The organism is Asticcacaulis sp. (genome assembly GCA_024707255.1).
In the GTDB taxonomy this organism is placed as follows: Bacteria; Pseudomonadota; Alphaproteobacteria; order Caulobacterales; family Caulobacteraceae; genus Asticcacaulis.
In genome coordinates this window covers 1,977,126-2,001,403 of the sequence record JANQAC010000001.1, presented here as the reverse complement: position 1 = coordinate 2,001,403, position 24,278 = coordinate 1,977,126, and the positions used below count along the sequence as shown (strand labels likewise).

The window sequence follows — 24,278 nt, the reverse complement described above, 5'->3', positions numbered from 1 at the left end:
GATAAGGTGGGCACCACTTTTCGGATAAATTGCGCGACAAAGCAAAAACCCGACTGGCCTCTACGGTAACCATTCCGCTGCGGCGCCGACCTATGGTCTGGCCTATTAGCACAGCCCTTCCCGATTTGGCCACCGCCCGCACAAAAAAACGGCCCCCGCAAGGAGGGCCGTTTCTCTGCCTTTAATGCTTCCAAGATTTATCTAGGCAAGGCCAAGTGGCCGCCCGAGCTGATGCGAGGCAAGCCATGCAGCGCTTGAGCTAAAATCAGAAAGCGGTGTGCAACGACAGCATGACCGTGCGCGGCGCGCCGACATTGAACGACGGCTTGTTGGAGGCCGCGACCGTGCTGCTGATCGAGCCGAAATAATACTCGTCTGTCAGGTTGATCACGTTGAGCTGCGCATATGTGCCTTGCTTGAGGAAGGCCAGGCCCGGCAGATCCCAGCGCACCGAACCGTTCACCACGGTGTAATCCGGGGTTTCCAAATCGTTCAGGTCAGTGGCAAAGCGCTTGCCGACATATTTTCCGCTCAGGTTGAAGGTGAAGTCGCTGAGCTTGTAGGTCATGCCCAGGGTCGCCATCCAATCCGGCACTTCCGGCAGGGCCTTGCCCTTGGTGTTGACCGTCGCCGTAGCGCCCGACGCGTAATCGCTGAGGATTTCGGTGTCGGTATAGGTCAGGCCGCCGAAAAGCGACAGGCTGGAGGTCGGGGCCCAGGCCGCCGAGGCTTCGAAGCCTTTCAGATCAACATTACCCACGTTACGGTCGAAATAACTGTCCGAATCCGGATCGTAGGAAGAGACGATGCGGTTTTCGTACTTCTGCGCCCAGACATCCGCCGTAGCGGTGAAGGTCGGGGAGGTGAAGCGGTAGCCGAGTTCGATCGTCTTGTTGGTTTCCGGCAGCGGATTGGCCGGCTTGACCTCGCCGTTCAGGAATACGACGGCGTAATAGTTGTCGGTGCGGGGCGCCGAAAGGGCTTCCGAGTAATTGACATAGACCTGGTTGGCGTCGGTGATCTTGTAGGTCAGGCCGAGGCTGGGCAGGGTCTTCGAGAAATCGACCGTGGTGTGGTAAGGCTTGATATAGTCGACGCCGTTGAAGGTAGCCGTGCCGTCGCCATTGTCGACCGCCGGGGCCGTCGTGGTACAGAACGGCGCATAGGAGCCCGCACCATCCTCCGGCGAGTAGCAGTACTGGTTCAGGTCACGTTCCATCTTCTGCTGCTTGATGCCGAGCGAGACGAAGAGCTTGTCTTCGAGGAAGCTGCCACGATATTCGATGAAGAAGGTATCGACATTGGCCAGCGAAAAGCGATAGCGACGCTCATGGACCGAGCCGTCCTTACCTATGATGCGCAGGCTTTCGTCTTCGCGGCCACCGAACGGATCGATATAACGGCCGTCTGCATTCAGCAGAGTGCTTTCGCCGGACTGGCGGGTACGGCCGCGGTCGAACGAGGCACCAAAGCGGAGCACATCGCCGCGATCGAAAGTATAGACGCCAGTCGAGGTCAGCGAATAACGGTTGGTGACGGTCGTATTCGGGTTATAGATGCTCACGCTGGTGTCAGTGGCATCGCCATCGCCGTTGATATCGACGCCGGCCAGTTCCGAATAATAGTAGGTGTGCCCGGAAACCGACATCTTGCCATCGACTTCGCTGATACCGCCCGTGCCACCGCCATTGGCCATGACGTATTGATAGGTCGGGTCAACCGTGAAGAAGAAGTGGTCGTTGATCACCCATTTCGAATAGCCGCGGATATTGCCGGTATTCGAAGGGTTGACGTTATTGGCACCAGCGCTGTTGTAATACTTGCCATTCTTGGCGAAGTTCGACAGCGATTGCCCAAAGATGAAGCGGTTGCGGTTTTCGTTATAGTTACCGCGCACCCCAAAATAGCTGCCATTGGCCAGAGGCTGGTAGATGTTGAAGTTGTATTGCTGCTTCTTCAGCTTGCCGTTGTCCGGACTTTCGATCGTGAAGGTGTCGTAGTTCTGGTTAGACGCCGCAAAAAGGGCTCTAGTGCCGAAGGGACCGAAAGCACCGGTGTTCACCATCACGAATTGACGGTTATAGTTGAAGCTGCCGGTCGAGATCGTGGCCTCAACGCCAAAGTCATCCGATGGCTTGCGGGTGGTGTAGCTGACCGTACCACCGGAAGCCGAGGCGGTCATGGAGTCCACATCGGTCGCGCCGGTGATGACGGTGGCCGACTGGATCAGTTCCGGATCGAGTTGCTGGTTGGTGTAGATGGCGTAGTTGCCGGCATCGTTGAGTTGCACGCCGTCCATGGTCAGAGACACGCGCGAACCGTCCAGGCCGCGCAGACGGATATTGCCGCCGGATGAGCCGTAGGGGTCGTTATTGGTGAAGTTATAGCCAGGCGCCAGGTTGAGGGTTTCGGCGATCGTCTGGCCGGCGGATTGCGCACCGATATAGGACTGATCGATGGCGGTCTTGGTCTTGGTGCCGGTTTCCTTGTTGATCGGGCCAAGACCTTTTCTGGCGCCCTTAACAACGACGACTTCGACTTCCTCGGTGGCGGTCGATTGCGCCAGGGCGGCAGAGGCCACAAACAGGCCCGTCAGGGCCGTGCCGGCCAGGATGATGGATTTGGTGAATTTCATCGGGAGTATCCCCTCTCCGGGTTAAAGAACAAAGCAATTCCGATCCCGTGAGAGCGCAGTTCCCCGTCGCGCAAGGCGGCGGTTTTCACCGTCCTGCACGCTGCTGCCTTCTGCGGATCGTTTTTGCTGTCTGTCCTTTTAGAGGCGTCTATGTCGCTTTTTTTACAAGACGCGCGAACCTTTTGTGACAGTCGTCACTGTTGCAACCATTGTTGTTTCACGGTCACAGGTTACTTTACGTTAGGCTCTGGAAAGAGACAAAGCGAGGAGACAAAGAAAAAGCCCGGCCTGATTGCTCAGGCCGGGCTTCATCTTGTTTTCGACTTTACGTCGCGTTCTGAAATTAGAACGTGATGTCGATGGTCGAACGACGGTTCAGCGGTTCCTTCACGCCGTCGCCGGTGGCGACAGCCGGGGCCGATTCACCCTTCCAGTCGACAGCCAGCTTGGAGCCGTCAACGCCGAGGCCGGCGAGGGCATCAGCAACGGTCTTGGCGCGGCGTTCCGACAGCTTGATGTTGTAAGCGGCCGAACCGGAAGTATCCGTGTGACCGACAACCACGATGCGGGCGGCGTTACCGGCCTTGGCGTAGTCAGCGGCAGCCGAGACAACCGATTGCGCGTCAGCGGTCAGGTCCGACTTGTCGAATTCGAAGTACACGATGAACTCGCGGGCTTCATAGACAGGAGCGGCAACCGGCGGCGGCGGAGGCGGCGGAGGCGCTTCAACCGGGGGAGGCGGCGGCGGGGGCGGAGGCGGCGGGGGCGGAGGCGGCGGCGTAACGCCAAACGCCCAGCGCAGACCGACCGTCAGAGTCTGGTCGCTGAACTTGCCGGTGAAGGTTTCCGGGTCTTCCCAGCCACCGTTCGGCTCGATGCCGGCATTGAACTTGGCCTTGCCGGCGTCCAGATAACGATAGGTAACGTCGAGGCTCAGGCGATCCGAAAGCGCCCAGGCCACACCGGCCAGCAGTTGGTAAGCGCCAACCGTGTCCTTGCCAACCATGCTCAGGTCGGAGACCGTACCAGCCGGGCTGGTGGACAGTTGACCGAGCATCTTCGCCTTCACGCTGTCGAGACCGACACCGGCGCCGACGAACGGATGGAACTGCGATTCCGGCAGGAAGTCATAGTACAGGTTGACCATGACGGTGGTTTGCTCGAACGAGCCCTTCGGCGAACCGCAGGGATCGCCGGCGGTGCGGATCACGCCGGTGGTGCAGATCGCGGTGTCGACCAGAGCGGCCGAACCGGGATAGGTGCGCGGGAAGCCGACAGCCGAGCTGATATCGCCGGGGCGGTAGCCGCCTTCGAATTCAACGCGCCAGTTGGGGCTGTAGCGATAGCCGAGACGGGCAAAGCCGGCCCAGTCATCGTCGGTCGCCACGTCGTAGACATAGGCGCCACCGTCAGGCATGGCGCCTTGCGAACGTGCCTTGTAGTCCGACTTCCAGTTATAACCCAGGTCAGCGGCTGCATACCAGCCGTTAGCCTGTTCAGCAGAAGCGGAACCCGCTACTGCCATCGCAGCGAGAGCAGCGCTCGCCAGCAGAATGTGTTTCATGTTATTGCCCTCTCATGGCCATCCAACGAACAGCCGATCATCTCGACTGAAACCTTAGTACGACGCTTCATAACTTTACCAGCCCGTTTTGCATAGCACCCAAATGCAACTTTGGTTAAATTCGTGCTGTTTTTTAGCCTCTTTGGCGATAACTGACACCAGAAAGACACGCTTATCCGAGTGAAGCCGTACAATGCCTCATATAGGTCAAACTTGACCGTTAAAAAGCTATAGCGCCCCACAAACGCATTATAAAAATATCATAAAGAATATAAAAGGGCTTGCGGTTTGCACGGGCTTTCAGTAGAGACACGCCCTCTGATCGACCCAGGCAGCTCAGGCAGCTCAGAATCAGGCGCAAGAAACCCTTTGTCTTAAAATGGTTTTTTGCGTAATTCCCCCTTACGGAGAGGTGGCAGAGTGGTCGAATGTACCGCACTCGAAATGCGGCGTAGGTGCAAGCCTACCGTGGGTTCGAATCCCACCCTCTCCGCCATGCCACAGCAAAACGGCTCCCCCTGGCACAGGGGAGCCGTTTTGCTGTGGCATTTCGGCCGCTCGGCTGTGTGCGAATTGCAGGACAAAAAACGCAAACCGATCCCCTTTTTCGTATCGGCTTCTCCTTAATTTTCAGGACAATATGCCGCCACCCGCTACCGCGCGCAGGTGGGCACACAACACCTCAAGGTCAGTTGTTTTAAGAAATCTATCGCACCGCAATATGCGCACCTGCGAATCAATGGCAGTGGCAACAGGTTCAAAAAGAGCGGCCGCAACCGGCTAGAGATGCCACTTTAGCGCGACCTGAAGTTGGGTTTGTGATTGCTGTGCTGAAAGTCCCTGGGTTATCCGCGCCGGACGGTCACTGATCACATGCAGGGCCTCGATGCCCATATCCAGGTAATCATTGACTGGTTTCATCCAGGCCAGGGTGGCGCTGTAACCGGTTTCGCCGTTATCATCCACGGTCCGCCGCGAATAGTCCTTGACGGCGAAATAATCCATGCGTCCCGTCAGCCGCGCGCCTCCTTCGCAGCGGTGCGACACCAGCAGGTAAGCCGACTCGAAGCCGGTATCGACGACGCGATGCCCCTGCCCAACCGGCCAGCCGGTGGCGGTCTGTCCGGTCATGTACTGGCTGAGCAGCTCATCCCTAGCCGTCAGCCGGTATGCCAGGCCGAGATTGTAAAAGCGCGTCGCCCAGCCCCACTGGCCGTTGCGCAGGGCCATCGGGTCGCCCTGATTGTCGTAGACTTCGAGATTGACCGCCAGCGGCGCCGGCGGGCGCCAGTCCAACCGGGCATAATAGCCCAGCCGTCCGTCCAGTTCGACCATGGGCTTGCTGAGCGGCGCCTGGTTGTCATCGAATATCCGATACCAGCCCTGGTTTTCACCCTCGGGCAGTTTCAGCCGGGTGTTTTCGGCCGAAGACATATCGTGCAGCGCCCAGCCGCGCCAGCTCAGCAGCGTGCCCGCCGTATCATCCCGCCTGAACCCGCCCAGGGTCAGCCCCAGCCTGTGACCGGCAAAGCTTTGCTGTGTATTGACCTCCAGCCCGCGCACCAGCACTTCCTCGCCGATCCACGAATTGATGGCCGAAGGCGTCAGGCTGCGCGGCGTCGTCCAGCCCGTGCCGTCGTGCTCCATGGAGACCGGCGGGAACATCTGGCCAAGACGCAGGCCAAAGCGAAAACCGGATTTCGGCACAGGCTTCCATTGCAGATAAGCTTCCTCGACACCGACCGGCACTTCGGCGTCGGAGACACCCTGAAGCAGGACATAGCCGGAAAAGGTATCGGTCAGTTGCGGCTTCCACAACACCGCCGCCTGGGCGATATCAGCCGCTGTTTCGTTACCGTGCCTGAGCTTGCCGAAGCCGCCGTCAAGCCAGCCGCGTTCACCGTTCGCCTGGCTGAGGCGCAGGTCGATCCAGGCGGTATAGTTGGCAGGGTCAAAGAGGCTGGTTTCCGCATGGGCCGTGGTGACGTGCGCCATGCCCGCCAGCAGCAGCAGGGAGGCCAGGGCCGGCGTCATTCTTCCCCGGAATGCCCCCATGCGATCAGACCGCTTTTCGATTGCGATAGGTCGGCATTTGCGTCTTCGTCTCCGACATACCGCTGAAATCGTTCAGGAAGAGGACCAGGTCACCGAAGGGCATGGGCTTGCCGATCCCGTAGCCTTGGGCGATATCACAGCCCATGGATTGCAGCAGGGTAAAGGCCGCCGCCGTCTCCACGCCTTCGGCCGTCACCTTCATGCCGAGGCCATGGGCCAGATCGATCGCCGAGCGTACCAGCAGGGCGTCGCGTTGCCCGCTTTCGATCTCCATGATGAAGGAGCGGTCGATCTTAAGCTCGTGCGCCGGAATCTGCTTGAGATAGGCCAAGGACGACAGGCCTGTGCCGAAATCATCGATCGAGATTTCCAGCCCGCGGTCGACAAAGGTATTGATCGCCGCCAGGCCGATCTTCGGATCCTCGATGACCGCCGTCTCTGTGATTTCGAGGCATATCTGGCCTACCGCCTGGTCACATATGTTGAGCGCATGGGCGTTATAGGCTTCGTCGCTGAGCAGGCGGCCGGAATAGTTGATGCTGATATCGAGGTCGAAACCGGCCGATTTCAGGCGCCCCTGGTCGGCGATGCAGGTGTGCAGAACCTGGGTGGTCAGGTCGCGGATGGCGCCGGTTTCTTCGGCGATCTGCACGAAGCGCTGCGGGGAGACATACCCCCGCTCGGCATGATTCCAGCGCACCAGGGCCTCCACCGAGATGATGCGGCTTTCCCGGTAGCTGAACTTGGGCTGATACCAGACCTGCAGGGCCTTGCTGGCCAGGGCGGCGTAAAGCTGGTCGGTCAGCAGCAGGGTATCGGCCAGTTCGGAATAGATGCGCGGGTCGAACAGGGCGATCCGGGTCTTGGCGGCGCGGGCCTGATCGAGCGCGATGAGGGCGCGTTCTATCATTTCATCGGGCGTCGGGCGGGCATTGGCCATATGGTAGACGCCCAGGCTGACCATGACGTCGAGGCTCTGATCCTCGGTGACCTTGATGCGCTTGTCGAGGCGGGCGGCGATGGCGCGGGCCAGAGGAAGGGCCTGGTCGACCTCGCACGGGTGGAGGCACAGGCCGAGCGTATCGGCCGACAGGCGAGCGATATAGGCATTGGCGAAGATGCGGACCAGAATGTCCTGCAAACGCGCGATCAGGGTATGGGCGTAGGAGACACCCCAGACAGCGCGGATATGGGCGTAGCGGTCGATGCCGATACAGACGACGACCACGCCGCTGTCGATACCCTTGTCGCGCAAACCCCCGATATAGTCCTCGAAAGCCGAGCGGTTCGGCAGGCCCGTGGCCATGTCGCTCTTGGCCAGAAGGGTAATATCGCGCTCACGGTCTTCGATGGAAACAGCCATATCGTTAAAGGCCGAAGCCAGGTCGGCCATTTCGTCCTGGGTCGTAATCCGCACCTGGCCGGGCCGGCCGTCACGCAGGGCGAAGGCTGCATCCTTCAGCGCCAGGATCGGGCGGGTCAGGTTGCGCGCCAGGTAGAGACTGGCGGCCACCACCATGCACAGGCCGAACAGGCCGATACCCAGCAGCGCGGTCAGCAGGGGCTGATAGGATTTCAGCGCCGCGCTCAAGGGGTAGCTGAGCAGCAATACGCTCTTCTGCTGGCTGTCGAGATTCGGCAGAGGCGTGGCGACGGCGATCATGGTGCCGCGGCTGGAATGCACCATGCTGGCGGCTTTGGTTTGCAGGCTCTTGTCGATGAAGAAGCTGAGTGAACTCGGCTTGTAGTCACGGGTCTGTTCCTGCGGGCCCAGCCACAGGCCGCCGCGCGTCTGGGTCAGAATGCCGGCCTTGATGGGAATCGATGACAGTCCCTGCAGGTTCTGCATTTCGTTGTCGTCGAGCCGCTGGGCGAAAACGACCCAGCCGAGGCGGTCCGGCGCCATGACCGGCGCGGCCACCGCCTGGTAGGGGTGCGTATCTATGGCGATAATGCCGTTGACGGCGCCGAACTCATCCTTGCGGCTCAGGGCGCCGGCCAGGGTCTGGCCCAGGGAGCCCTGCTCGCCCGCCATCGGCTGACCGTCACGGCCAATGATCAGGCCGGTCTCGATATTCAGCCGCCCCTGGAGATTGTCAAAGGCCGATTCGACCGTGGCGGTATCGTGCGTCGCCAGGGCAGACTTGAAGCCGAAATCGCGCGACAGCAGGACGGCATTGGTTTGCAGGGCGTCCGATTTCAGGGTCCAGATACGCTTGAACACACTGGCCGATGCCTGCAATTCCTTCTGGACTGACGACCGCGCGTAGGAAACCACCGCCATGTAGCTGGCCAGCGCGATCAGCAGCAGGGCCAGGGCGAACAGCCCGCCGAACATCACGGCCAACCGGGTGCTGAGGCGTTTGAAAATAAGCATAATCTAGTACTGGCCCGCCGTCGGCGCGACCTGGCGCACCTTGATACTGAAGGTCTGGACAGCGTTCGCCTTACCTACTGTCATGTTTTTTGCCGTTTGACGTTCCGGAGCCTCCTGATTCGGGTGCCAGACCGCCAGACTGCCGGCGCCTTCCGGCACGCTCAGGGTGACGCGGCCATCAGCGCCGGTCGTGGCATAATAGGGCGTATCGACCACGCGGATATAGGCGCTCATCGAATCATGGATATTGCAGCCCAGCGCGACCGAACCCGGATGGTCGAATTTCATCGTGCGGCTCTTGCCCTTGCCATAGAGGGGAAACTGGAAGGGCTGGGCGGGTGAAAACGAATAGACGTGGTGATTGACGCGGTCCATATTGGGGAAGGCCACCGTGGCGCCGGCGGGCACCGCCAGCACATAGGGGGCGAACTGGACGTTCTTCTGCGCCATGACGAAGGCGCGGCCCTTTTCCGCGGCCGGTATGACCGCACCACCGGCCGGCGTCCAGGTCACTACGGCAAAGGCGACCGGCCTGCCCGACGTGTTGTTGACCGCAACGGTCAGGTCGGCGGCCATGGCAGCGGCGCCAGGCGCAAACAGCAGGATACCCAGGGCAAGGAAAATACATTTCATGCGCCCGGATTATCACAACAGTTATAAAACTCGGTTAAGCGCGTATTTAAATTAAAAGTAATGAAAACCAGTTTGAGACGGTAAACTGTACCGTGGCAGCATCTGCCGAAGTATAGGGTTTTCAATAGAGGAGGGCGCATATGAGCATTATGAGATTGAATGAATTCAAAGCCTTGCCGGAAAAATTCGAAGCGCTGGTCGGCCTGTTCGAGAAGATAGTGGCACAGATTCGCACAGTAGAAGGCAATGAGCGCTGTGAACTTTACCTGAAGGTTGCGGACGGTATTAACGAAGACGATAAGTTGATTGTTCTGGAGGTCTGGAAGAATATTGCAGCGCACAAGAACGCCGTTTCGGCAATCGATCCAAAACAGTTCGAGGCGGTCATGGACCTGCTCAGCGACCGACCTTCGGGGCAGTATTATACGGCGACCGACAGTTAAGCCCTTCCCCCGGCTTCGTGCAGATTCTATAGGAAGCGATCACCTATCGAAGAGTCTCCCATGGCCAGTTTCGCCAGCGACAATACCGCTCCTGTCCATCCGAAAGTGATGCAGGCCCTGATCGACGCCAATACCGGCAATATGCCGGCCTATGGCAATGATCCGGTCACCGAAAAATTGCAGAAAACGGCCCGCATGACCTTCGGCGCGCCTCAGGCCCGGCTGTTCCCGGTGTTCAACGGCTCGGCGTGCAACGGCCTGGCCCTGGCGCGGATGATTCGGCCCTATGAGTCGATCCTGGCGCACCGCCAGAGCCACATCAATAACGACGAGTGCGGCCTGCCGGAGTTCTTCACCGGCGGCAAGATCATCGGGCTTGCCAATGAAGACTTAGAAACCGATCATGCCAAATTGACCGTGGCCTCGATCGGCGACCTGATCGAGCGCACGCTTGAACACGCACCCCATACCTCACGGCCAAAGGTTATCAGTCTGACGCAATCCACCGAACTGGGCACGGTCTATTCGCTCGATGAACTGAAAGCCCTGTCTGATTTCGCAAAAGCGCATGGCCTTTATATCCATATGGATGGCGCCCGCCTGGCCAATGCCGTGGCCTCGCTTGGCTGCACACCGGCGGAGGTGGTGGCCGGGGTCGATATCCTGTCCTTCGGCGGTACGAAAAACGGCGCCATGCTGGCCGAGGCGGCCATCATCTTCAATCCGGCCCTGATCGAGGATTTTGCCTATATCCACAAACGTGCCGGGCAATTGCCCTCCAAGGCGCGCTATGTCTCGGCGCAATTGCAGGCTCTGCTGGAAAACGATCTGTGGCTTGATCTCGGCCGTCATGCCAATGCGATGGCGCGAGCCTTACGCGACGGCCTGATCGATCGCGCGGGCGTCGGTCTGCTGCATCCGGTCGAGGCCAACGAACTGTTCGTCACCCTGCCGAAATCAACCGCCGACCGTTTATTCGCCAAAGGACATCGCTTCTACAACTGGCCGAACGAAGGGCCGGACGCCTATCGCCTGGTCACCAGCTTCGCCACCACCGAAGATGATGTAAAGGCATTTCTGGAAGACTGCTGATGTCCAAGACCACTCCCGGCACATTGATGCTCAGCAAACTCGGCATCGCCTTCGACCTGCACCCCTACGCCTACGATCCGGACGCGCCGCGCGTCGGATTGCAAGCGGCGGAGGCTCTGGGCGTCGATCCGTCACAGACCTTCAAAACCCTGATGGCCGAGGTGGATGGCAAACCGGTCTGCGTGGTCGTGCCGTCTGATTGCGAGGTCAGCATGAAGAAGATGGCCGCGGCATTTCACGGCAAGTCCGGCTACATGATGAAGGTGCCCGATGCCGAGCGCCTGACCGGCTACAAGGTGGGCGGCATCTCACCCTTCGGTCAGCGCAAAAAGACGCCGACGGTGATCGATGAGACGGCGCAACTTTATGACACGATCTATATCAATGCCGGCCAGCGCGGGCTGTTGCTAAGCATATCGCCGGACGATGCCGCGCGATCACTGGATGCACCATTTGTCGATTTGACGGCGTAAGACCCTCTCCTCCCCATTTCTAAATAGGGAGGTGGCATTGAGCAAAGCGAAATGACGGAGGAGCGCCGCCTCTGGCGGGACAAGCCCGCCACCGCACGGGCGGCCCCGCTCCCCATCAGGATGGGGAGGAGATAACTCAACTCCCCCAAACCAGTTATAGCCCAGGTCTTCCCAATAACCTCCGGGATAGACATTGGTGACGAATATCTCGACGATATGCTTGGGGTTTTTGTAGCCCAGCTTTGTCGGCATCCTCAGCTTCATCGGGAAACCGTATTTCGCCGGCAGCAATTGGCCGTCAAAGGTAAAGGCCAGCAGGGTCTGGCTATGCAGTGCGGTCGGCATGTCGATCGAGGTGAAATAGCCATCGGCGCATTTGAACCCGACATATTTGCACGTTGTATCGGCCCCTACCCGCTTGAGAAATTCTGAAAATACCACCCCACCCCAGCGGCCTATGGCGCTCCAGCCCTCAACGCAGATATGGCGCGTGATCTGTTCGGTATGCGGCAGGGCATAGAGCTGCGGCAAATCCCACGGCCGGCGGTCGGCGATCTTGCCGGAAAGCTGGAGCCGGACGCTGCCGGGATCGACCACCGGCGCCTTGTCGACGCTGTAGAAGGCATTGAACGGAAACGGCTGCTTTATGTCTGCTTCGGTATAGGTCGGGGCCAGGTTATGCGGATTGAAAATCACGCCTTGCGCGCCGTCATTGAAGCGCGACACCGCCTTTAAAATCTCTTTGACCGAGCCATAGTGATTGAGCGCAATACCGGTGGCGAGCGACAACCCGCCGAGCGTCAGCACATTGCCGAGCAGGCGGCGTTTGGCGGGGTCTTTCAACAGGCCATTGGCCTCCTTCAGGATCGCGTCTTCGTCGTTCTTGATTTCCGGGTCCATATCAGCGCCCCCACAACATGGCTTTGATGGTTTTCGGCACCAGCAGGGCCATGACCACATGCACGACGATAAAGGCGACGATGGCCGCCATGGCATAGAAATGGATATAGCGCGCCGCCTCGTAGCCGCCGAGCAGTACGCGCAGCCAGCCGAACTGCACCGACTTCCACAGCACCAGTCCGGAGGCGATCAGCACCACCAGATCGGCCATGGCGAACAGATAGGCCAGTTTCTGAATGGTATTGTACTGGCGGATATCGGCGTGGCTGAGATGGCCTTTCAGGAACGCCTTGATATCGCTCCACAATCCCTGCGGCGTAAGTGGGAGAAATTGCCGGCCACGCTTTGAAACCGCAAACAGGAGCGCATACAGGATGGCACTGGCGAACAGCACCCAGATAGCGGCGAAATGCCACTGTATAGCGCCGCCCAGCCAGCCGCCCAGCGTCCATTTCGCCGGAAACAGCCGTTCATGGCTGAAGGGCACATTGAGGTGCAGGAATCGCGTGGCGTTATAGATGCGCCAGCCGCTCATGATCAGGATCACCACCGCGGCCGCATTGGCCCAATGTATGATCCTCAGCCACAACGGATGGATACTGGTCCGGTCGTCATCCATGCGTGCCTCCCTGTCTTGCCTCAGCTTAACACGTATACGGCGCGACGCCAAAACAGGTTACGGGCAGGATGAAATATTGACTCGTCGGCGTGCATATGTTGACGTGAACGGAAACAAAAGGATTGCGCATGGCCGGCCCGGATATCCGTCGCTTCAAGAAGATCAACTGGTATCCGCCGCTGATCGGCGCCGGCATCCGGGTCATCGAAACGGCGCCGGATTTCACCGCCATCACGGTCGAGATGAAGCTGCGCTGGTGGAACCGCAATGTCGTCGGCACCCAGTTCGGCGGGTCGCTCTACATGATGTGCGATCCGTTCTTCATGGCCATACTGATGACCAAACTCGGCCGAGACTACATCGTCTGGGACAAGGCCGCCTCGATCCGCTTCCTCAAGCCGGGCCGCAAAACGGTGCGGGCACATTTCCATATCCCGCCGGAGGAAATAGCCCGTGTGAAGCTGGAAGCCGATACCAAAGGCAAGCTGGATGCGGAATATGATGTCGATGTGGTCGATACGGACGGCGTGATTGTGGCGAAGGTTCACAAGACGCTCTATGTGCGCCGCAAGGATTTCCAAAAGGCGGCTTAGCCCTTGGCGGCTTCGGCCTTTTTCTTCTGCGCTTCGATCAGTTTAGCGGTCTGCGCCTGGCTCTGCGCCTTGCGCTGCTCGGCCAGTTCGTTCGGGGTGAGCAGGCGGTGCTTGGCTTTATTCATAGGAATATCTTTCAAAAAGGAAGCTATGACAGCTACGCCCCCGAATGTACACCGCGTCTAGGGCAGCTTCATGCCGCGCTCCACCGCCGGCCGGCGGCCGACCTCGGCCAGCCAGTTGGCGATAAACGGCCGCGCTTGGATCAGCGGCTCGACATGGTCAGGCACGCGGGTGCGGTACTGCTGGAGCCACGGATAGATGGCGATATCGGCAATCGAATATTCATCCCCGCCGACGTGCTGTGACTCGCTCAAACGCTTTTCCAGCACATTGAACAGGCGCTCGACCTCAGCGGCATAGCGATTGACGCCGGTGGGTGTCTGGCTCTTGTCGGAAACCACGAACCAGCCAAGCTGGCCCATCATCGGCCCCAGGCCGCCCATCTGCCACATCAACCACTGGATCACCGTATAGCGCTCGTGCGGCAGGGTGGGCAGGAAGCGGCCATACTTATCCGCCAGATAGATCAGGATGGCGCCCGATTCAAACAGGCTCAATGGCCCGCCGTCGGCCGCGTCATCGACAATGGCCGGTATCTTGTTATTGGGTGAAATAGCGAGGAATTCCGGCTTGAACTGCTCGTCCTTGCCGATATTGACCGGGTGGCTTTCGTAAGGAACGCCCAGTTCCTCCAGCATGATGGTAGCCTTGCGGCCGTTCGGCGTGCCCCAGGCATAGAGATGTATCATGGTCCGTTCCTTTCGATATTACCGTACAAGATGGGCGCTGGTCCGGCCCGTGCAAGCCTAGCCGGGCTTAAAAACCATCAGCCAGAAGATGGCCGCCACCGCTGGAAAGGCCAGTGATCCGAGCCCGATCCACCAGGTATTCAGCCGCCAGTAGGCCGGCGGCAAGTCGGTCCCGCCGAGAAGCGCTTCGGCCGCCAGCCGCTTCATGCGAATCTGCATCCACACCACCGGCAGCCAGCAGGCACCGGCAAAGACATAGAGCGCAAGGGCGGTGGCCAGCCAACTGCTTTCCATTGTAGCGCCGGTAAGGTGCATCAGCATCAGGCCGCTCAGGGGCTGGAAAATGACGGCCGGCGTGGTGAAGCACCAGTCGGCGACGACCACGGTGCGCGTGGCGAAGGCGATGGCGCGGACATCCTTTGAGAGATTGGCCATCAGCATGAAGAAGGCCGTGCCGATCCCGGTGCCGAACAGCACGGTCGAGGACAGGATATGCAGCCATTTGACGCAGAGATAAAGCATGAGGGTTGCGCGCCTTCGTGTTAGCGTGGGACGAAAGGTAAACCATGACCACAACCGGCGCCACGCCCATCTTCCAGGATATCTTCGCCGAACAGTGGGACATATTGCCGCCGGCGCTGAAAGCCCATTACGCCAACCGGCCATTTTCACATGATCGCGTCACCGTGTCCGGCCAACTGACCATTCGCATGGGGCCCTTGCTGCGGCTGGCTTCACCGCTGTTAAAAGCGTTAAACATGTTGACGCCCTGGCCCGGTTCGGATGTGCCCTGCACGGTTACCTTCCTGAGCGAACCGGACAGCCGTGCCTTTATCTTCGAGCGCCGGTTCGATTTTCCTGGCCCCGCATCTTACGTTTTTCGCTCAAAGATGATCCCGCAGGGGCCGCATGAGGTGATCGAATATATGGCTGGCGGCGTGGGCTGGCGCTGTGGCTATGTGTATGAAAACGAACGGGTATTGTTACAGCATCGCGGCTATGTCTGGCGGATTTTCGGCATCGATATGCCTCTGTCATGGCTCGGTGAATGCCTGCTCGGTCGGGGCGATGCGTTAGAAGAAGCTACGGGCGATGACCGTTTTCGGATGCGAATGACGCTTTCCGGTGGGCTGTTCGGCCGCCTGACCGAATACAGCTATGAAGGCGAGTTTACCGTGACGGATATTCAGTATGCCGAATGAAATCCTGATCCTTGGCGGTTATGGCAATTTCGGCAAGCGCATAGCCCGAGCTCTCTCCCGGCACGGCCTGCCCCTGATCATTTCCGGGCGCGATCTCTCAAAAGCCGAAGACCTGTGCCACGAATTGCCAAACGCACGGCCTCTGCGGCTGGATATTCACGCGGGACTGGCCGAGGTTTTGGCGGCGGAAAAGCCGTCGGTCATCGTCCATACCAGCGGGCCGTTCCAGGGCAGCGACTATGCCGTGGCGCGGGCCTGCATCGCCGCCGGCATCCATTATGTCGATCTGGCCGATGGACGCGACTTTGTCGTTGGATTCAACAAACTCGACCGCGAGGCGAAGGCGGCAGACGTCACCCTGATCAGCGGCGCCAGTACGGTGCCCGGTCTGTCTTCGGCGGTGATCGAGCATCTGAAACCCGCTTTCGCCCGCATGGACAGGCTCGATTTCGGCATTTCGCCCGGCCAGAAAGCCGAGCGGGGCCTGGCGACCACGCGCGGCATACTGAGCTATGTCGGCAAGCCCCTGCGGCCTTTTGCCGGACACCCGAAGCCCTATGGCTGGCAGGATGCGCACCGGCAGGATTATCCCGTCATGGGTAAGCGCTGGCTGGCTAATTGCGATATTCCCGATCTCGATCTGCTGCCGGCTGCCTATGGCTTCAAATCGATCCGTTTTGGCGCCGGGCTTGAACTGGACGTCCTTCATCTCGGCCTCTGGGGCTTGTCATGGCTTGTACGCGCCGGCTTACCCCTCAAACTGCCGGCGATGGCCAAGCCCCTTCTGGCCGCCAGCGACGCATTCAATTTTATGGGCAGCGATATCGGGGGGATGCACGTCACGATCAGCGGCATCGATCACACCGGCGCGCCGCTTACCCGTTCATGGTTTATCGTGGCGAAATCGGGCGACGGCCCGCAAATCCCTTGTGTACCCGCCATGCTGCTGGCCAAGCGACTATATGAAAAAGACCCCACGCTCGCGCATGGGGCCCTACCTTGTGTCGGCCTGGTCACGCTCGAAGATTATCTGAGCGAACTCCAGCGCTTCGATATCGAGACCTTTGAGGCTTACTAGACGCATCATGTTTTTCCAAAAAGTGGAACCACTTTTTGGCATGACGCTTAACCACCGAGGAAATCGCTTTTGCCGAGCGGCACGCCGGAATGGCGCAGGATGGCGTAGGCGGTGGTCACATGGAAGAACATGTTGGGGATGGCGAAACCAGTCAGATAATCCAGCCCCTTGAACTCGATCGTGCGCGACGGAAACTTCAGCACGACTTCGCGCGTCTCCGAACCGGCAAAACCCTTGGCATCGACCGACTTGACGAAATCGATCGTTTTCTGCAGACGCTCGTGCAGTTCGGCGAAGCTCGCCTCATCATCGGCATAGGACGGATTTTCAACGCCACCGAGACGCGCCGCCACGCCCTTGGCCGTATCGCTCACCAGTTGGATCTGCTTCGAGAAGGGCAGCATGTCGAGCGCCAGGCGCGCATTCAGCACGGTGGCATCCTTGATGTTCTTTTCCGCCGCCCAGGCCTCGGCCTTGCCAAGAATGGCCTTCAGATTGGTCAGCGCATTGAGCACCACCGGCACGGACGCCTTGTACATATCGATTTGAACCGCCTCAGACATATTACCCTCTCAGTTTGTCAGTCAGGAGCCCCGCATATAGGGTCAGTTGGCCGGCTTGGAAGGTCTGGTCTGCGCAATATATTCCAGTTCGCCCTGGGCGGTCTCATTATCCGGTTCCAGTTTGAGGGACTCCTTGTAAGCCGCCTCGGCCTCGTCCCAGCGCTCTAGCTCGACCAGCACATAGCCGCGCTTGCGCAGGGCATTGGCCATCATTTCATCCGGCAGGTCGGGGTTGCGCGCCAGATAGGCGTCAAGCTGGGCCAGCGCTTCCGGGCTGCGGTGCAGCGCGGCCAGGGTCAGGGTATCTTCCATGATCAGGGAGTGGTAATCCGGGTCGTTCTTCAGTCCCTTGGCATAGGCGTCATGCGCCGACTGAAAATCCTTGGTCTCGAAATAGATCCAGCCAACGACAAAGCCCAGAAGCGGATATGGCAGGGCTTCGCGTTGTTCGACCTTCGTGGCGCCAAATTCTTTTTCATGCCCCTGGATCATGGCCGAAATTGTGAGGAAGTCACTCATTTTATCCGAATAGACAATGATCGTATCGCCGCAATGCTCAGGGTGGGAAACCGCATCCGGGGCGTGGCCAAGGGCCGTTTTGAGATCGGGCAGCATGGCGTTCAGCTTGTCGATGTCGTGCGCCTGCATGAGATCGAGCGCCGACATCGCCAGGGCCATGTCGGTCTTTTCCTGCGCGGCGTCGTGTGTGCGGCATTCGATGATCTGCACATCGGGCAGGCGCGGCGCGGCCTCATCCGCCCAGGCCGGCGACGCCACGAAAAAGGCAATCGCCAAAAAGGCCCGGAACACATCTTGAAATCATGGATATTCCCCCAGTTCTGGCCGGAGAGCAGACCACACTTTCCGCCCCCAGGCAATTCCCGTTTCCGGTCATCCGGTGCCGTAATTACGCCGTATAACCGGGTGATGAATTTCGCTCGAATTGTGACGGCGGCCACTTGAAATTCATAACAGTAACCACTATTGTTACGTTTCTGATTTTGTTTCTCCTCCGTAAGAGAGTTCCCATGACCAAGTTCGCTATCAAGTCCCTGTTCGCCGCCTCCGTCTTCGCCCTGGTGGCGTCCACTTCGGCTTTCGCCGCCGATACCTACAAGCTCGACGCCGGCCACACCTCGGTGACCTTCCAGTATACCCATTTCGGCTTCTCGCACCCGACCGGCAAGTTCATGAATGCCGTGGGCACCGTCACGCTCGATGACGCGACGCCCGCCAACAGCTCGGTCGAGGTCTCCTTCGATATCAATGGCATCAATACCGGCGTGGCCGCGCTTGACACCCACCTGAAAAGCGCCGACTTCTTCGACGCCGCCAAGTTCCCGACGGCCACCTTCAAGAGCACGAAGGTTGTCCAGACCAGCGCCACTACGGCCGACGTGACCGGCGACCTGACCATCCATGGCGTCACAAAGCCGGTGACCCTGAAGGTGACGCTCAACAAGAAGGATGTCCATCCGATGATGAAGAAGGTCGATGCCGGCTTCACCGCCACGGGCACCATCAACCGCTCGGATTTCGGCATGGGCAACTATGTGCCGGCCGTCAGCGATCAGGTTGACCTTTATATCGAAGCAGAAGCCATAGCCCAGTAAGGAAAAGGGGTTCGAATGTTAAGGTTTATCACCATCTGCACTGCGCTTGGCTTTCTGGCCGCGCCGGCTTTTGCTGCCGAAACCCTGACATTCGAACCCGACCACACCTCGGTCATCTTTCAGTACCCTCACTTTGGGATGTCGCATCCGTCCGGCAAGATCATGGGCGCTACCGGCACTCTGGTATTCGACCGGGACGACCCGACGAAAAGCACGGTCGATATCACGTTCGACATGAAGACCCTGACGACCGCCCTTCCCGATTTCGACGCCCTGCTCAAAGGCGAAAAGTACTTCGATATCACGCAGTACCCGACCGCCACCTTCAAAAGCACGCAGGTGGAGCTGACCGGCGAAAACACGGCGAACGTCACCGGCGACCTGACCATTCACGGCATCACCCAAAGCATAGTTCTGGCCGTCACCTTCAATAAAAAAGCCTTCAATCCGGCCCTGTTCAAGACCGGTTACGGCTTTTCCGCCACCGCGCATCTGAGCCGCAAAGCCTTCGGACTGGGTAATCTGGAGCCGATCGTCGGCGACGATATCGACCTGATTATCGATGCGGAAGTGTATTAAGAGATATGACCATGACCAGAACCCCGACCGTCTATATCCCCCACGGGGGCGGACCGTGTTTTTTCATGGACTGGAGCCCCGCCGGCATGTGGGACGAAATGGGCGCCTATCTCAAGCGTCTGCCCACCGATATCGGCGAAAAGCCCAAGGCCCTGCTGATCATATCGGCGCACTGGGAAACGCCGGAATTTACCATCATGACCAAGCCGGCGCCGGGCATGTTTTTCGACTATTACGGCTTTCCGCCGCATACCTATGAACTGAACTATCCGGCGCGCGGCTCCGAAGCGGTGGCGGCGCGCGTCCAGACCCTGGCCGCCGGGGCCGGCCTCACCGTGGTGGCCGACAGCGAGCGCGATTTCGACCATGGGGTCTTCATCCCCATGCTGATGGCCTGGCCGGACGCCGATATCCCGACCCTGCAACTGTCGCTGAAACAGGGCCTGAGCCCGGCCGAACATATCGCGCTGGGCAAGGCCCTGGCCCCCTTGCGTGACGAAGGCGTGCTGATCATCGGTTCAGGGATGAGCTTCCATTCGATCCCGCGCCTGATGGGCCGCGGTTCCGGCAGCGGTCCGGCCTCACACGCTTTTGATGACTGGCTGACCCGAATAGTGGCCGGCGATATCAATGACCTGAATGACTGGGCCAGCGCGCCTGGCGCCCACGAGTGCCATCCGCGAGAGGAACACCTGATCCCGCTTATGGTTGTGGCTGGAGCAGCGGAGGGCGATACCGGCCGCCGGACCTATCACGAAGACAGTCTCGGCAATACCGGCATCGCCATCAGCGCGTTTCAATTCGGGTAAATCGAAAATAATCCTCCCCTCTTGGAGGGGAGGTGTCGAGCAACGCGCGGACCGCAGGTCGCGGCGTGTCGAGACGGAGGGGTAAAGCCACGCACAAAAACGTCGGTTACTACCCCTCCACCGCTTCGCGGTCCCCCTCCCCTCCATGAGGGGAGGATTTTTTATCTACAGCCCGTCGAACAATGCCGTCGAGAGATAGCGCTCGGCAAAGGACGGAATGATCGCCACAATCGTCTTGCCGGCATATTCGTCCTTTGCCGCCAGGCGGAAGGCGACTTCCAACGCGGCGCCCGACGAGATACCGACCGGCAGGCCCTCGACCTGGGCCGACTTGCGCGCCATGGCGAAGGCGGCATCATTGCTGACCGTCTCGACGCTGTCTATGACGCTGCGGTCGAGGATGGCCGGCACGAAACCGGCGCCCGGGCCCTGGATCTTGTGCGGACCGGGCTCACCGCCCGAAAGGATCGGCGAGGCTTCGGGTTCGATAGCCACCATCTTCACCGACGGCTTCTTCGCCTTGAGCACTTCCCCCACACCGCTGATCGTACCACCGGTGCCGACACCGGAAACCACCACATCGACGGCGCCATTGGTGTCGTTCCAGATTTCTTCGGCCGTCGAGACACGGTGGACGAAGGTATTGGCTTCATTCTCGAACTGACGCGGAATGACCGCGCCCGGTGTTTCTTCCAGCAGTTCCTGCGCGCGGGCCATGGCGCCGCGCATCCCCTTTTCGGCGGGTGTAAGCTCAAGCTTGGCACCCAGGATCAGCAGCATCTTGCGGCGTTCGATCGACATCGATTCCGGCATGACCAGAATGCATTTGTAGCCCTTGGCGGCGGCCACAAAAGCCAGGGCAATGCCGGTATTGCCGGACGTGGCTTCGATGATCGTGCCGCCGGCCTTCAGCTTGCCGGCCTCTTCCAGCGCAGCGATCATCGAAATGCCGATACGGTCCTTGACCGAGGCCAGCGGATTGAAGAATTCGAGCTTGGCCAGCACCGTGGCCTTGGCGCCATAGGCTTCCGAGAGGCGCGGCAGGCGGACGAGCGGCGTATCGCCCATAGTGTCGAGAATCGAATCAAATATCTTGCCGCGGCCCTTGCGGGCGAGTTTGGATTGTGCGTCGGCCATGTGGGGTCTCCAGTTGTGGACTTTGTGGCAGGTTGATGTGTGTGAAATCCGGGGAACTGTAAGGGATTTGCGATCCGCGGCCCAGGCGCCCGTGCGCTTTGTAAACCGGTCGTTAAACTTTATGAAAACATCTTAGCGCTTCCCGCCTTCAAGTTTAAGGCAAATCACCTCACACTTCGGATCAGCCAACCTAAACTGACCAGCAGGACTTCAAGATGAGCATGGATGATCTGTCAACACCGAACCTGACCCGCAGCGGCAGCGAACCGGCGGCGCATGTGGAAACCGCCCCGACTGTTGCCGAAGCGCCCGTGGACGAAGCACCGGCCAGCGAAGGCTTCGAACTGAGCCCGCACGACCTGGCCACGCAACTGGTCGGCAAGCTGTGTCACGATTTCATCTCGCCCGCCGGCGCCATCATGTCGGGCCTGGACCTGCTGGAAGACCCGTCCGCCCAGGACATGAAGCAGGAGGCGCTCAACCTGATCGCCGCCTCCGCCAAGAAGATGGTGACCCTGGTCCATTTCGCCCGTGTAGCCTTCGGGGCCGCCAGCACTTCGGAAGCTTTCAATGGCGGTCAGTTGGAGAAGATTCTGGGCGATATGTTCTCGACCATGCGCGCCGAACTCGATTTCGCCATTCCCTCTGACACGGTTTTCCAGAAGTCCGCCGCCCGTATCCTGCTCAATCTTGGCCTGCTCGCTGGCAATTCGCTGCCGACCGGCGGCAAGGCGACCCTGACAACCGTAACCGGTGATGACGGCCTGACCCTGACCGCCGATGCGGCCGGTCCGCGCGCCCGCCTCAAGGCCGAAGCGATTGAAGGTCTCAAGGGCCTGCCGCTGGGCGACGGCCTCAATGGCCAGTGGATTCAGCCGCACTGGCTGTGGTCAACCGTGCATGAAGCCGGCGGTAAGCTCGATTTCACCGCCGATCCCGATCATCTGGTTTTGACGGTCAAGCTGCCGGTCTAATTCGAGCCCACCAGCACGACGCCGACCAGTATGGCGACATAGTGCAGCACGGCGCCGGTCAAGACATGGCCGTGCCAGATGGCGCGGCGGAACTTCAGCTTCTTCATGGCGTAGAAGATGGTGCCGACGCTGTAGGCCACGCCGCCGAGCGCCAGCAGGATCATGGCCGGCAGAGGCACTTCGCGCACCATCGGCTTGATGGCGATGACCACCAGCCAGCCCAGGATCAAATAAAGCGCGATCCAGAAGCCCTTACCCAATCCGGGTAAAAGCAGCTTGGCCAGGATGCCCAGAACCGCCAGTGACCAGACGCCGACGCTCATCCACAAGGCCCAGCCGCCTTTCAGCGCCTGGGTGGTGAAAGGCGTGTAACTGGCGGCGATCATCAGGAAAATACCCGCATGGTCGAGACGACGCAGAAACGGCTGCCAGCGCGGAACGGCGAAATTATAGGCCGTTGAGAAACCCAGCATAGCGATCATGCCGATCGCGTAGATGGTGATGGCCGCCACCTTGCCGAGCAGGCCGTGACTGACCGCCAGGCCCAGGGCCACGCCGCCGCCAAACAGGGCAAAGGTCAGGGCCACGATATGCACGATCAGATCGGCATGGCGCGCCCACTTCGTGGGGTAGTGCTGAAGAAATTCAGGAACAAGCTTATTCATGTTGGCATTTTACGATCTTGGCAGTCGCTATCCCAATCATTTTTGCGAGAGCGAAAGAGTTATAAATCTAACGTTGACGTAAGCGGAAAATGAGACGCTGTAAAGGCGACCAGCCATCAAGAAAGGTGACCGGTTCTTTCGGCCCGGCTTGTCTCTGTAACCCTGACGGTTATATATGGAACCGGGCCTCCCCGCCCCCAGAGATATAAGCATGACCTCCGCCAAAACCACCCTGACGCCCGCCTTTGTCGGGCTGTTCGCGCTCGCCTGCGGCGTTGTCGTCGGCAATCTCTATTATGGCCAGCCGATCATCGCCCTGATCGCGCCGAACGTCGGGCTGTCGCCGGAGACGGCTTCGCTGATCGTTTCCCTGACCCAGATCGGCTATGGGCTGGGCCTACTGTTCATCGTGCCGCTGGCCGACCGCACCGAAAATCGCCGCCTGACCCTGATCCTGCTGGCGGCGGCTTTCGCAAGCCTGCTTCTGGCCGCCATCGCCACCAATGGCACCGTGTTTCTGATCGTTTCGCTGCTGATTGGGCTGGCCACCGTGGCCGTTCAGGTGCTGATCCCGCTGGCGGCGCACATGGCCTCCGATGAGAACCGCGGCCGGGTGGTCGGCAATATCATGGGCGGGCTGGTGCTCGGCATCCTGCTGTCGCGGCCGCTGTCGAGGTCTGATCGCCGATCATTTCGGCTGGCGCGCCGTCTATTTTACCGCCGCCGGCTTCATGGTGCTTATGGGCGGGCTTCTGGCCCTGACCCTGCCGCGCCGCCAACCGGACCACAAGGTCACCTATGTGCGGCTGATCCATTCGCTGACCGTGCTGTGGCGCGCGCATCCCACGCTTCGCCTGCGCACCTTTTTTCAGGCGTGCATGTTCTGCGCCTTTTCGCTGTTCTGGACCGTGGCGCCGCTCGAACTGGCCGGTCGCTTCCATCTGACACAAACCGGGATCGCCCTGTTCGCGCTGGTCGGCGCCACCGGGGCCCTGGCCGCGCCTTTGAGCGGTCGCCTGGCCGACGCCGGGCATACAGTCAAGGCGACCTTCGGCGCATTGGCGGTGGGCGCGGCCGCCATGCTGGTCACGCTCCTGCCGTCCATGCGCGGAGTCATCGTACTGGCGCTGTTGGGCGTGGTGCTCGATTTCTGCGTCCAGATGAACATGGTGCAGGGCCAGCGCGCCATCTATGCGCTCGATCCTATGAGCCGGGGCCGCGTCAACGGCATCTATATGGCGGGCATTTTTACCGGTGGCGCGATCGGTTCGGCCGTGGCCAGCCCGCTTTATGAGAGTGGCGGCTGGGAATATGTGGCCCTGGCTGGTGGTCTGGCGCTGCTGCTGGCGTTGGGCGTTTTTGTGGCGAATTACCGGAGGGCTTAAGCTTCTCCTCCCTATCGCTTGCGATGGGGAGGTGGCATTTGCGTAGCAAATAACGGAGGGGCGCCCTCCGGCGGGAC

General features: G+C 59.8%; 25 protein-coding genes, 1 tRNA gene and 1 pseudogene. 13 read left to right on the top strand and 14 right to left on the bottom strand.

Annotated features, from left to right (window positions below):
* Positions 1 to 265: 265 nt before the first annotated feature.
* Together NVV72_09875 and NVV72_09870 are read right to left on the bottom strand one after the other, a co-directional pair.
* Positions 266 to 2,635: a TonB-dependent receptor gene (locus tag NVV72_09875; GenBank protein ID MCR6659627.1), complete on the bottom strand. Its 2,370-nt coding sequence runs from the start codon at positions 2,633 to 2,635 to the stop codon at positions 266 to 268.
* A 343-nt stretch (positions 2,636 to 2,978) separates the two neighbouring features.
* Positions 2,979 to 4,199, bottom strand: a complete 1,221-nt coding sequence (locus NVV72_09870; GenBank protein MCR6659626.1) for an OmpA family protein — start codon at positions 4,197 to 4,199, stop codon at positions 2,979 to 2,981.
* 406 nt (positions 4,200 to 4,605) lie between these two features.
* Between NVV72_09870 and NVV72_09865 the strand changes: the two genes are divergently transcribed.
* A tRNA-Ser gene (locus NVV72_09865) sits at positions 4,606 to 4,695 on the top strand.
* A gap of 284 nt (positions 4,696 to 4,979) precedes the next feature.
* Here the strand turns inward: NVV72_09865 and NVV72_09860 are convergent.
* Genes NVV72_09860 through NVV72_09850 form a run of 3 tightly spaced genes read right to left on the bottom strand, consistent with a single transcriptional unit; the run spans position 4,980 to position 9,264 of the window.
* Positions 4,980 to 6,233, bottom strand: a complete 1,254-nt coding sequence (locus NVV72_09860; GenBank protein MCR6659625.1) for a hypothetical protein — start codon at positions 6,231 to 6,233, stop codon at positions 4,980 to 4,982.
* Between the two features lie 25 nt (positions 6,234 to 6,258).
* Positions 6,259 to 8,631 (bottom strand): EAL domain-containing protein, encoded by a 2,373-nt coding sequence (locus tag NVV72_09855; GenBank protein ID MCR6659624.1) that lies wholly within the window; start codon positions 8,629 to 8,631, stop codon positions 6,259 to 6,261.
* Positions 8,632 to 8,634: 3 nt separating this feature from the next.
* Entirely contained in the window at positions 8,635 to 9,264 is a 630-nt protein-coding gene (locus tag NVV72_09850) for a hypothetical protein (protein ID MCR6659623.1), read from the bottom strand.
* A gap of 140 nt (positions 9,265 to 9,404) precedes the next feature.
* On the opposite strand from NVV72_09850, the gene NVV72_09845 reads away from it, so the two are divergent.
* Genes NVV72_09845 through ybaK form a run of 3 tightly spaced genes read left to right on the top strand, consistent with a single transcriptional unit; the run spans position 9,405 to position 11,272 of the window.
* On the top strand, positions 9,405 to 9,707 hold the full coding sequence (locus tag NVV72_09845) for an antibiotic biosynthesis monooxygenase (protein MCR6659622.1): 303 nt from the start codon (positions 9,405 to 9,407) through the stop codon (positions 9,705 to 9,707).
* A 60-nt stretch (positions 9,708 to 9,767) separates the two neighbouring features.
* Positions 9,768 to 10,799, top strand: coding sequence for a low specificity L-threonine aldolase (locus tag NVV72_09840; GenBank protein MCR6659621.1), 1,032 nt, complete (start codon positions 9,768 to 9,770; stop codon positions 10,797 to 10,799).
* On the top strand, positions 10,799 to 11,272 hold the full coding sequence (gene ybaK / locus NVV72_09835; protein MCR6659620.1) for a Cys-tRNA(Pro) deacylase: 474 nt from the start codon (positions 10,799 to 10,801) through the stop codon (positions 11,270 to 11,272). The genes NVV72_09840 and ybaK overlap by 1 nt, the downstream gene beginning before the upstream one ends.
* On the opposite strand, the gene NVV72_09830 is transcribed toward ybaK, so the two are convergent.
* Positions 11,237 to 12,172, bottom strand: coding sequence for a molybdopterin-dependent oxidoreductase (locus tag NVV72_09830; GenBank protein ID MCR6659619.1), 936 nt, complete (start codon positions 12,170 to 12,172; stop codon positions 11,237 to 11,239). The two genes, ybaK and NVV72_09830, sit on opposite strands and share 36 nt — an antisense overlap.
* 1 nt (position 12,173) lies before the next feature.
* Positions 12,174 to 12,791, bottom strand: a complete 618-nt coding sequence (locus tag NVV72_09825) for a cytochrome b/b6 domain-containing protein (GenBank protein ID MCR6659618.1) — start codon at positions 12,789 to 12,791, stop codon at positions 12,174 to 12,176.
* 128 nt (positions 12,792 to 12,919) lie between these two features.
* On the opposite strand from NVV72_09825, the gene NVV72_09820 reads away from it, so the two are divergent.
* Complete coding sequence (locus NVV72_09820; GenBank protein ID MCR6659617.1) at positions 12,920 to 13,384, top strand: DUF4442 domain-containing protein; 465 nt, start codon at positions 12,920 to 12,922, stop codon at positions 13,382 to 13,384.
* Here NVV72_09820 and NVV72_09815 read toward each other — a convergent pair.
* Genes NVV72_09815 through NVV72_09805 form a run of 3 tightly spaced genes read right to left on the bottom strand, consistent with a single transcriptional unit; the run spans position 13,381 to position 14,718 of the window.
* Positions 13,381 to 13,509, bottom strand: coding sequence for a hypothetical protein (locus tag NVV72_09815; GenBank protein ID MCR6659616.1), 129 nt, complete (start codon positions 13,507 to 13,509; stop codon positions 13,381 to 13,383). The genes NVV72_09820 and NVV72_09815 overlap by 4 nt on opposite strands.
* Before the next feature lie 57 nt (positions 13,510 to 13,566).
* Positions 13,567 to 14,196 carry a glutathione S-transferase N-terminal domain-containing protein gene (locus NVV72_09810; protein MCR6659615.1) on the bottom strand — a complete coding sequence of 210 codons (630 nt, stop codon included), beginning with the start codon at positions 14,194 to 14,196 and terminating at the stop codon, positions 13,567 to 13,569.
* 57 nt (positions 14,197 to 14,253) lie between these two features.
* Entirely contained in the window at positions 14,254 to 14,718 is a 465-nt protein-coding gene (locus NVV72_09805) for a DUF2269 domain-containing protein (protein ID MCR6659614.1), read from the bottom strand.
* A gap of 44 nt (positions 14,719 to 14,762) precedes the next feature.
* Here NVV72_09805 and NVV72_09800 point away from each other — a divergent pair, with 44 nt between their 5' ends.
* A complete protein-coding gene (locus NVV72_09800; protein ID MCR6659613.1) occupies positions 14,763 to 15,398 on the top strand; it encodes a DUF4166 domain-containing protein in 636 nt (211 codons plus the stop codon).
* Positions 15,388 to 16,476, top strand: a complete 1,089-nt coding sequence (locus tag NVV72_09795; protein ID MCR6659612.1) for a saccharopine dehydrogenase NADP-binding domain-containing protein — start codon at positions 15,388 to 15,390, stop codon at positions 16,474 to 16,476. Before NVV72_09800 ends, NVV72_09795 begins: the two co-directional genes overlap by 11 nt.
* A 47-nt stretch (positions 16,477 to 16,523) precedes the next feature.
* Here the strand turns inward: NVV72_09795 and NVV72_09790 are convergent, their stop codons facing one another.
* Together NVV72_09790 and NVV72_09785 are read right to left on the bottom strand one after the other, a co-directional pair.
* A complete protein-coding gene (locus NVV72_09790) occupies positions 16,524 to 17,039 on the bottom strand; it encodes a DUF1993 domain-containing protein (GenBank protein MCR6659611.1) in 516 nt (171 codons plus the stop codon).
* 42 nt (positions 17,040 to 17,081) lie between these two features.
* Positions 17,082 to 17,849 (bottom strand): tetratricopeptide repeat protein, encoded by a 768-nt coding sequence (locus tag NVV72_09785; GenBank protein MCR6659610.1) that lies wholly within the window; start codon positions 17,847 to 17,849, stop codon positions 17,082 to 17,084.
* 218 nt (positions 17,850 to 18,067) lie between these two features.
* On the opposite strand from NVV72_09785, the gene NVV72_09780 reads away from it, so the two are divergent.
* From NVV72_09780 to NVV72_09770, 3 genes are read left to right on the top strand one after another with little or no spacing between them, the layout of a single operon-like run.
* Positions 18,068 to 18,652: a YceI family protein gene (locus tag NVV72_09780; GenBank protein ID MCR6659609.1), complete on the top strand. Its 585-nt coding sequence runs from the start codon at positions 18,068 to 18,070 to the stop codon at positions 18,650 to 18,652.
* A 15-nt stretch (positions 18,653 to 18,667) separates the two neighbouring features.
* Positions 18,668 to 19,231: a YceI family protein gene (locus tag NVV72_09775; GenBank protein MCR6659608.1), complete on the top strand. Its 564-nt coding sequence runs from the start codon at positions 18,668 to 18,670 to the stop codon at positions 19,229 to 19,231.
* Positions 19,232 to 19,242: 11 nt separating this feature from the next.
* Positions 19,243 to 20,040 carry a dioxygenase gene (locus NVV72_09770; protein MCR6659607.1) on the top strand — a complete coding sequence of 266 codons (798 nt, stop codon included), beginning with the start codon at positions 19,243 to 19,245 and terminating at the stop codon, positions 20,038 to 20,040.
* 165 nt (positions 20,041 to 20,205) lie between these two features.
* Here NVV72_09770 and cysK read toward each other — a convergent pair whose 3' ends face one another.
* Positions 20,206 to 21,177 carry a cysteine synthase A gene (gene cysK / locus NVV72_09765; protein ID MCR6659606.1) on the bottom strand — a complete coding sequence of 324 codons (972 nt, stop codon included), beginning with the start codon at positions 21,175 to 21,177 and terminating at the stop codon, positions 20,206 to 20,208.
* Positions 21,178 to 21,392: 215 nt separating this feature from the next.
* Between cysK and NVV72_09760 the strand changes: the two genes are divergently transcribed.
* Positions 21,393 to 22,151, top strand: coding sequence for a histidine phosphotransferase family protein (locus tag NVV72_09760; protein ID MCR6659605.1), 759 nt, complete (start codon positions 21,393 to 21,395; stop codon positions 22,149 to 22,151).
* Here the strand turns inward: NVV72_09760 and NVV72_09755 are convergent.
* Complete coding sequence (locus tag NVV72_09755) at positions 22,148 to 22,816, bottom strand: hemolysin III family protein (protein MCR6659604.1); 669 nt, start codon at positions 22,814 to 22,816, stop codon at positions 22,148 to 22,150. The genes NVV72_09760 and NVV72_09755 overlap by 4 nt on opposite strands.
* 211 nt (positions 22,817 to 23,027) lie before the next feature.
* On the opposite strand from NVV72_09755, the pseudogene NVV72_09750 reads away from it, so the two are divergent.
* Together NVV72_09750 and NVV72_09745 are read left to right on the top strand one after the other, a co-directional pair.
* A pseudogene (locus NVV72_09750) lies at positions 23,028 to 23,429 on the top strand (MFS transporter).
* A gap of 118 nt (positions 23,430 to 23,547) precedes the next feature.
* Positions 23,548 to 24,201 carry an MFS transporter gene (locus tag NVV72_09745; protein MCR6659603.1) on the top strand — a complete coding sequence of 218 codons (654 nt, stop codon included), beginning with the start codon at positions 23,548 to 23,550 and terminating at the stop codon, positions 24,199 to 24,201.
* The last annotated feature ends 77 nt before the right edge of the window (positions 24,202 to 24,278 follow it).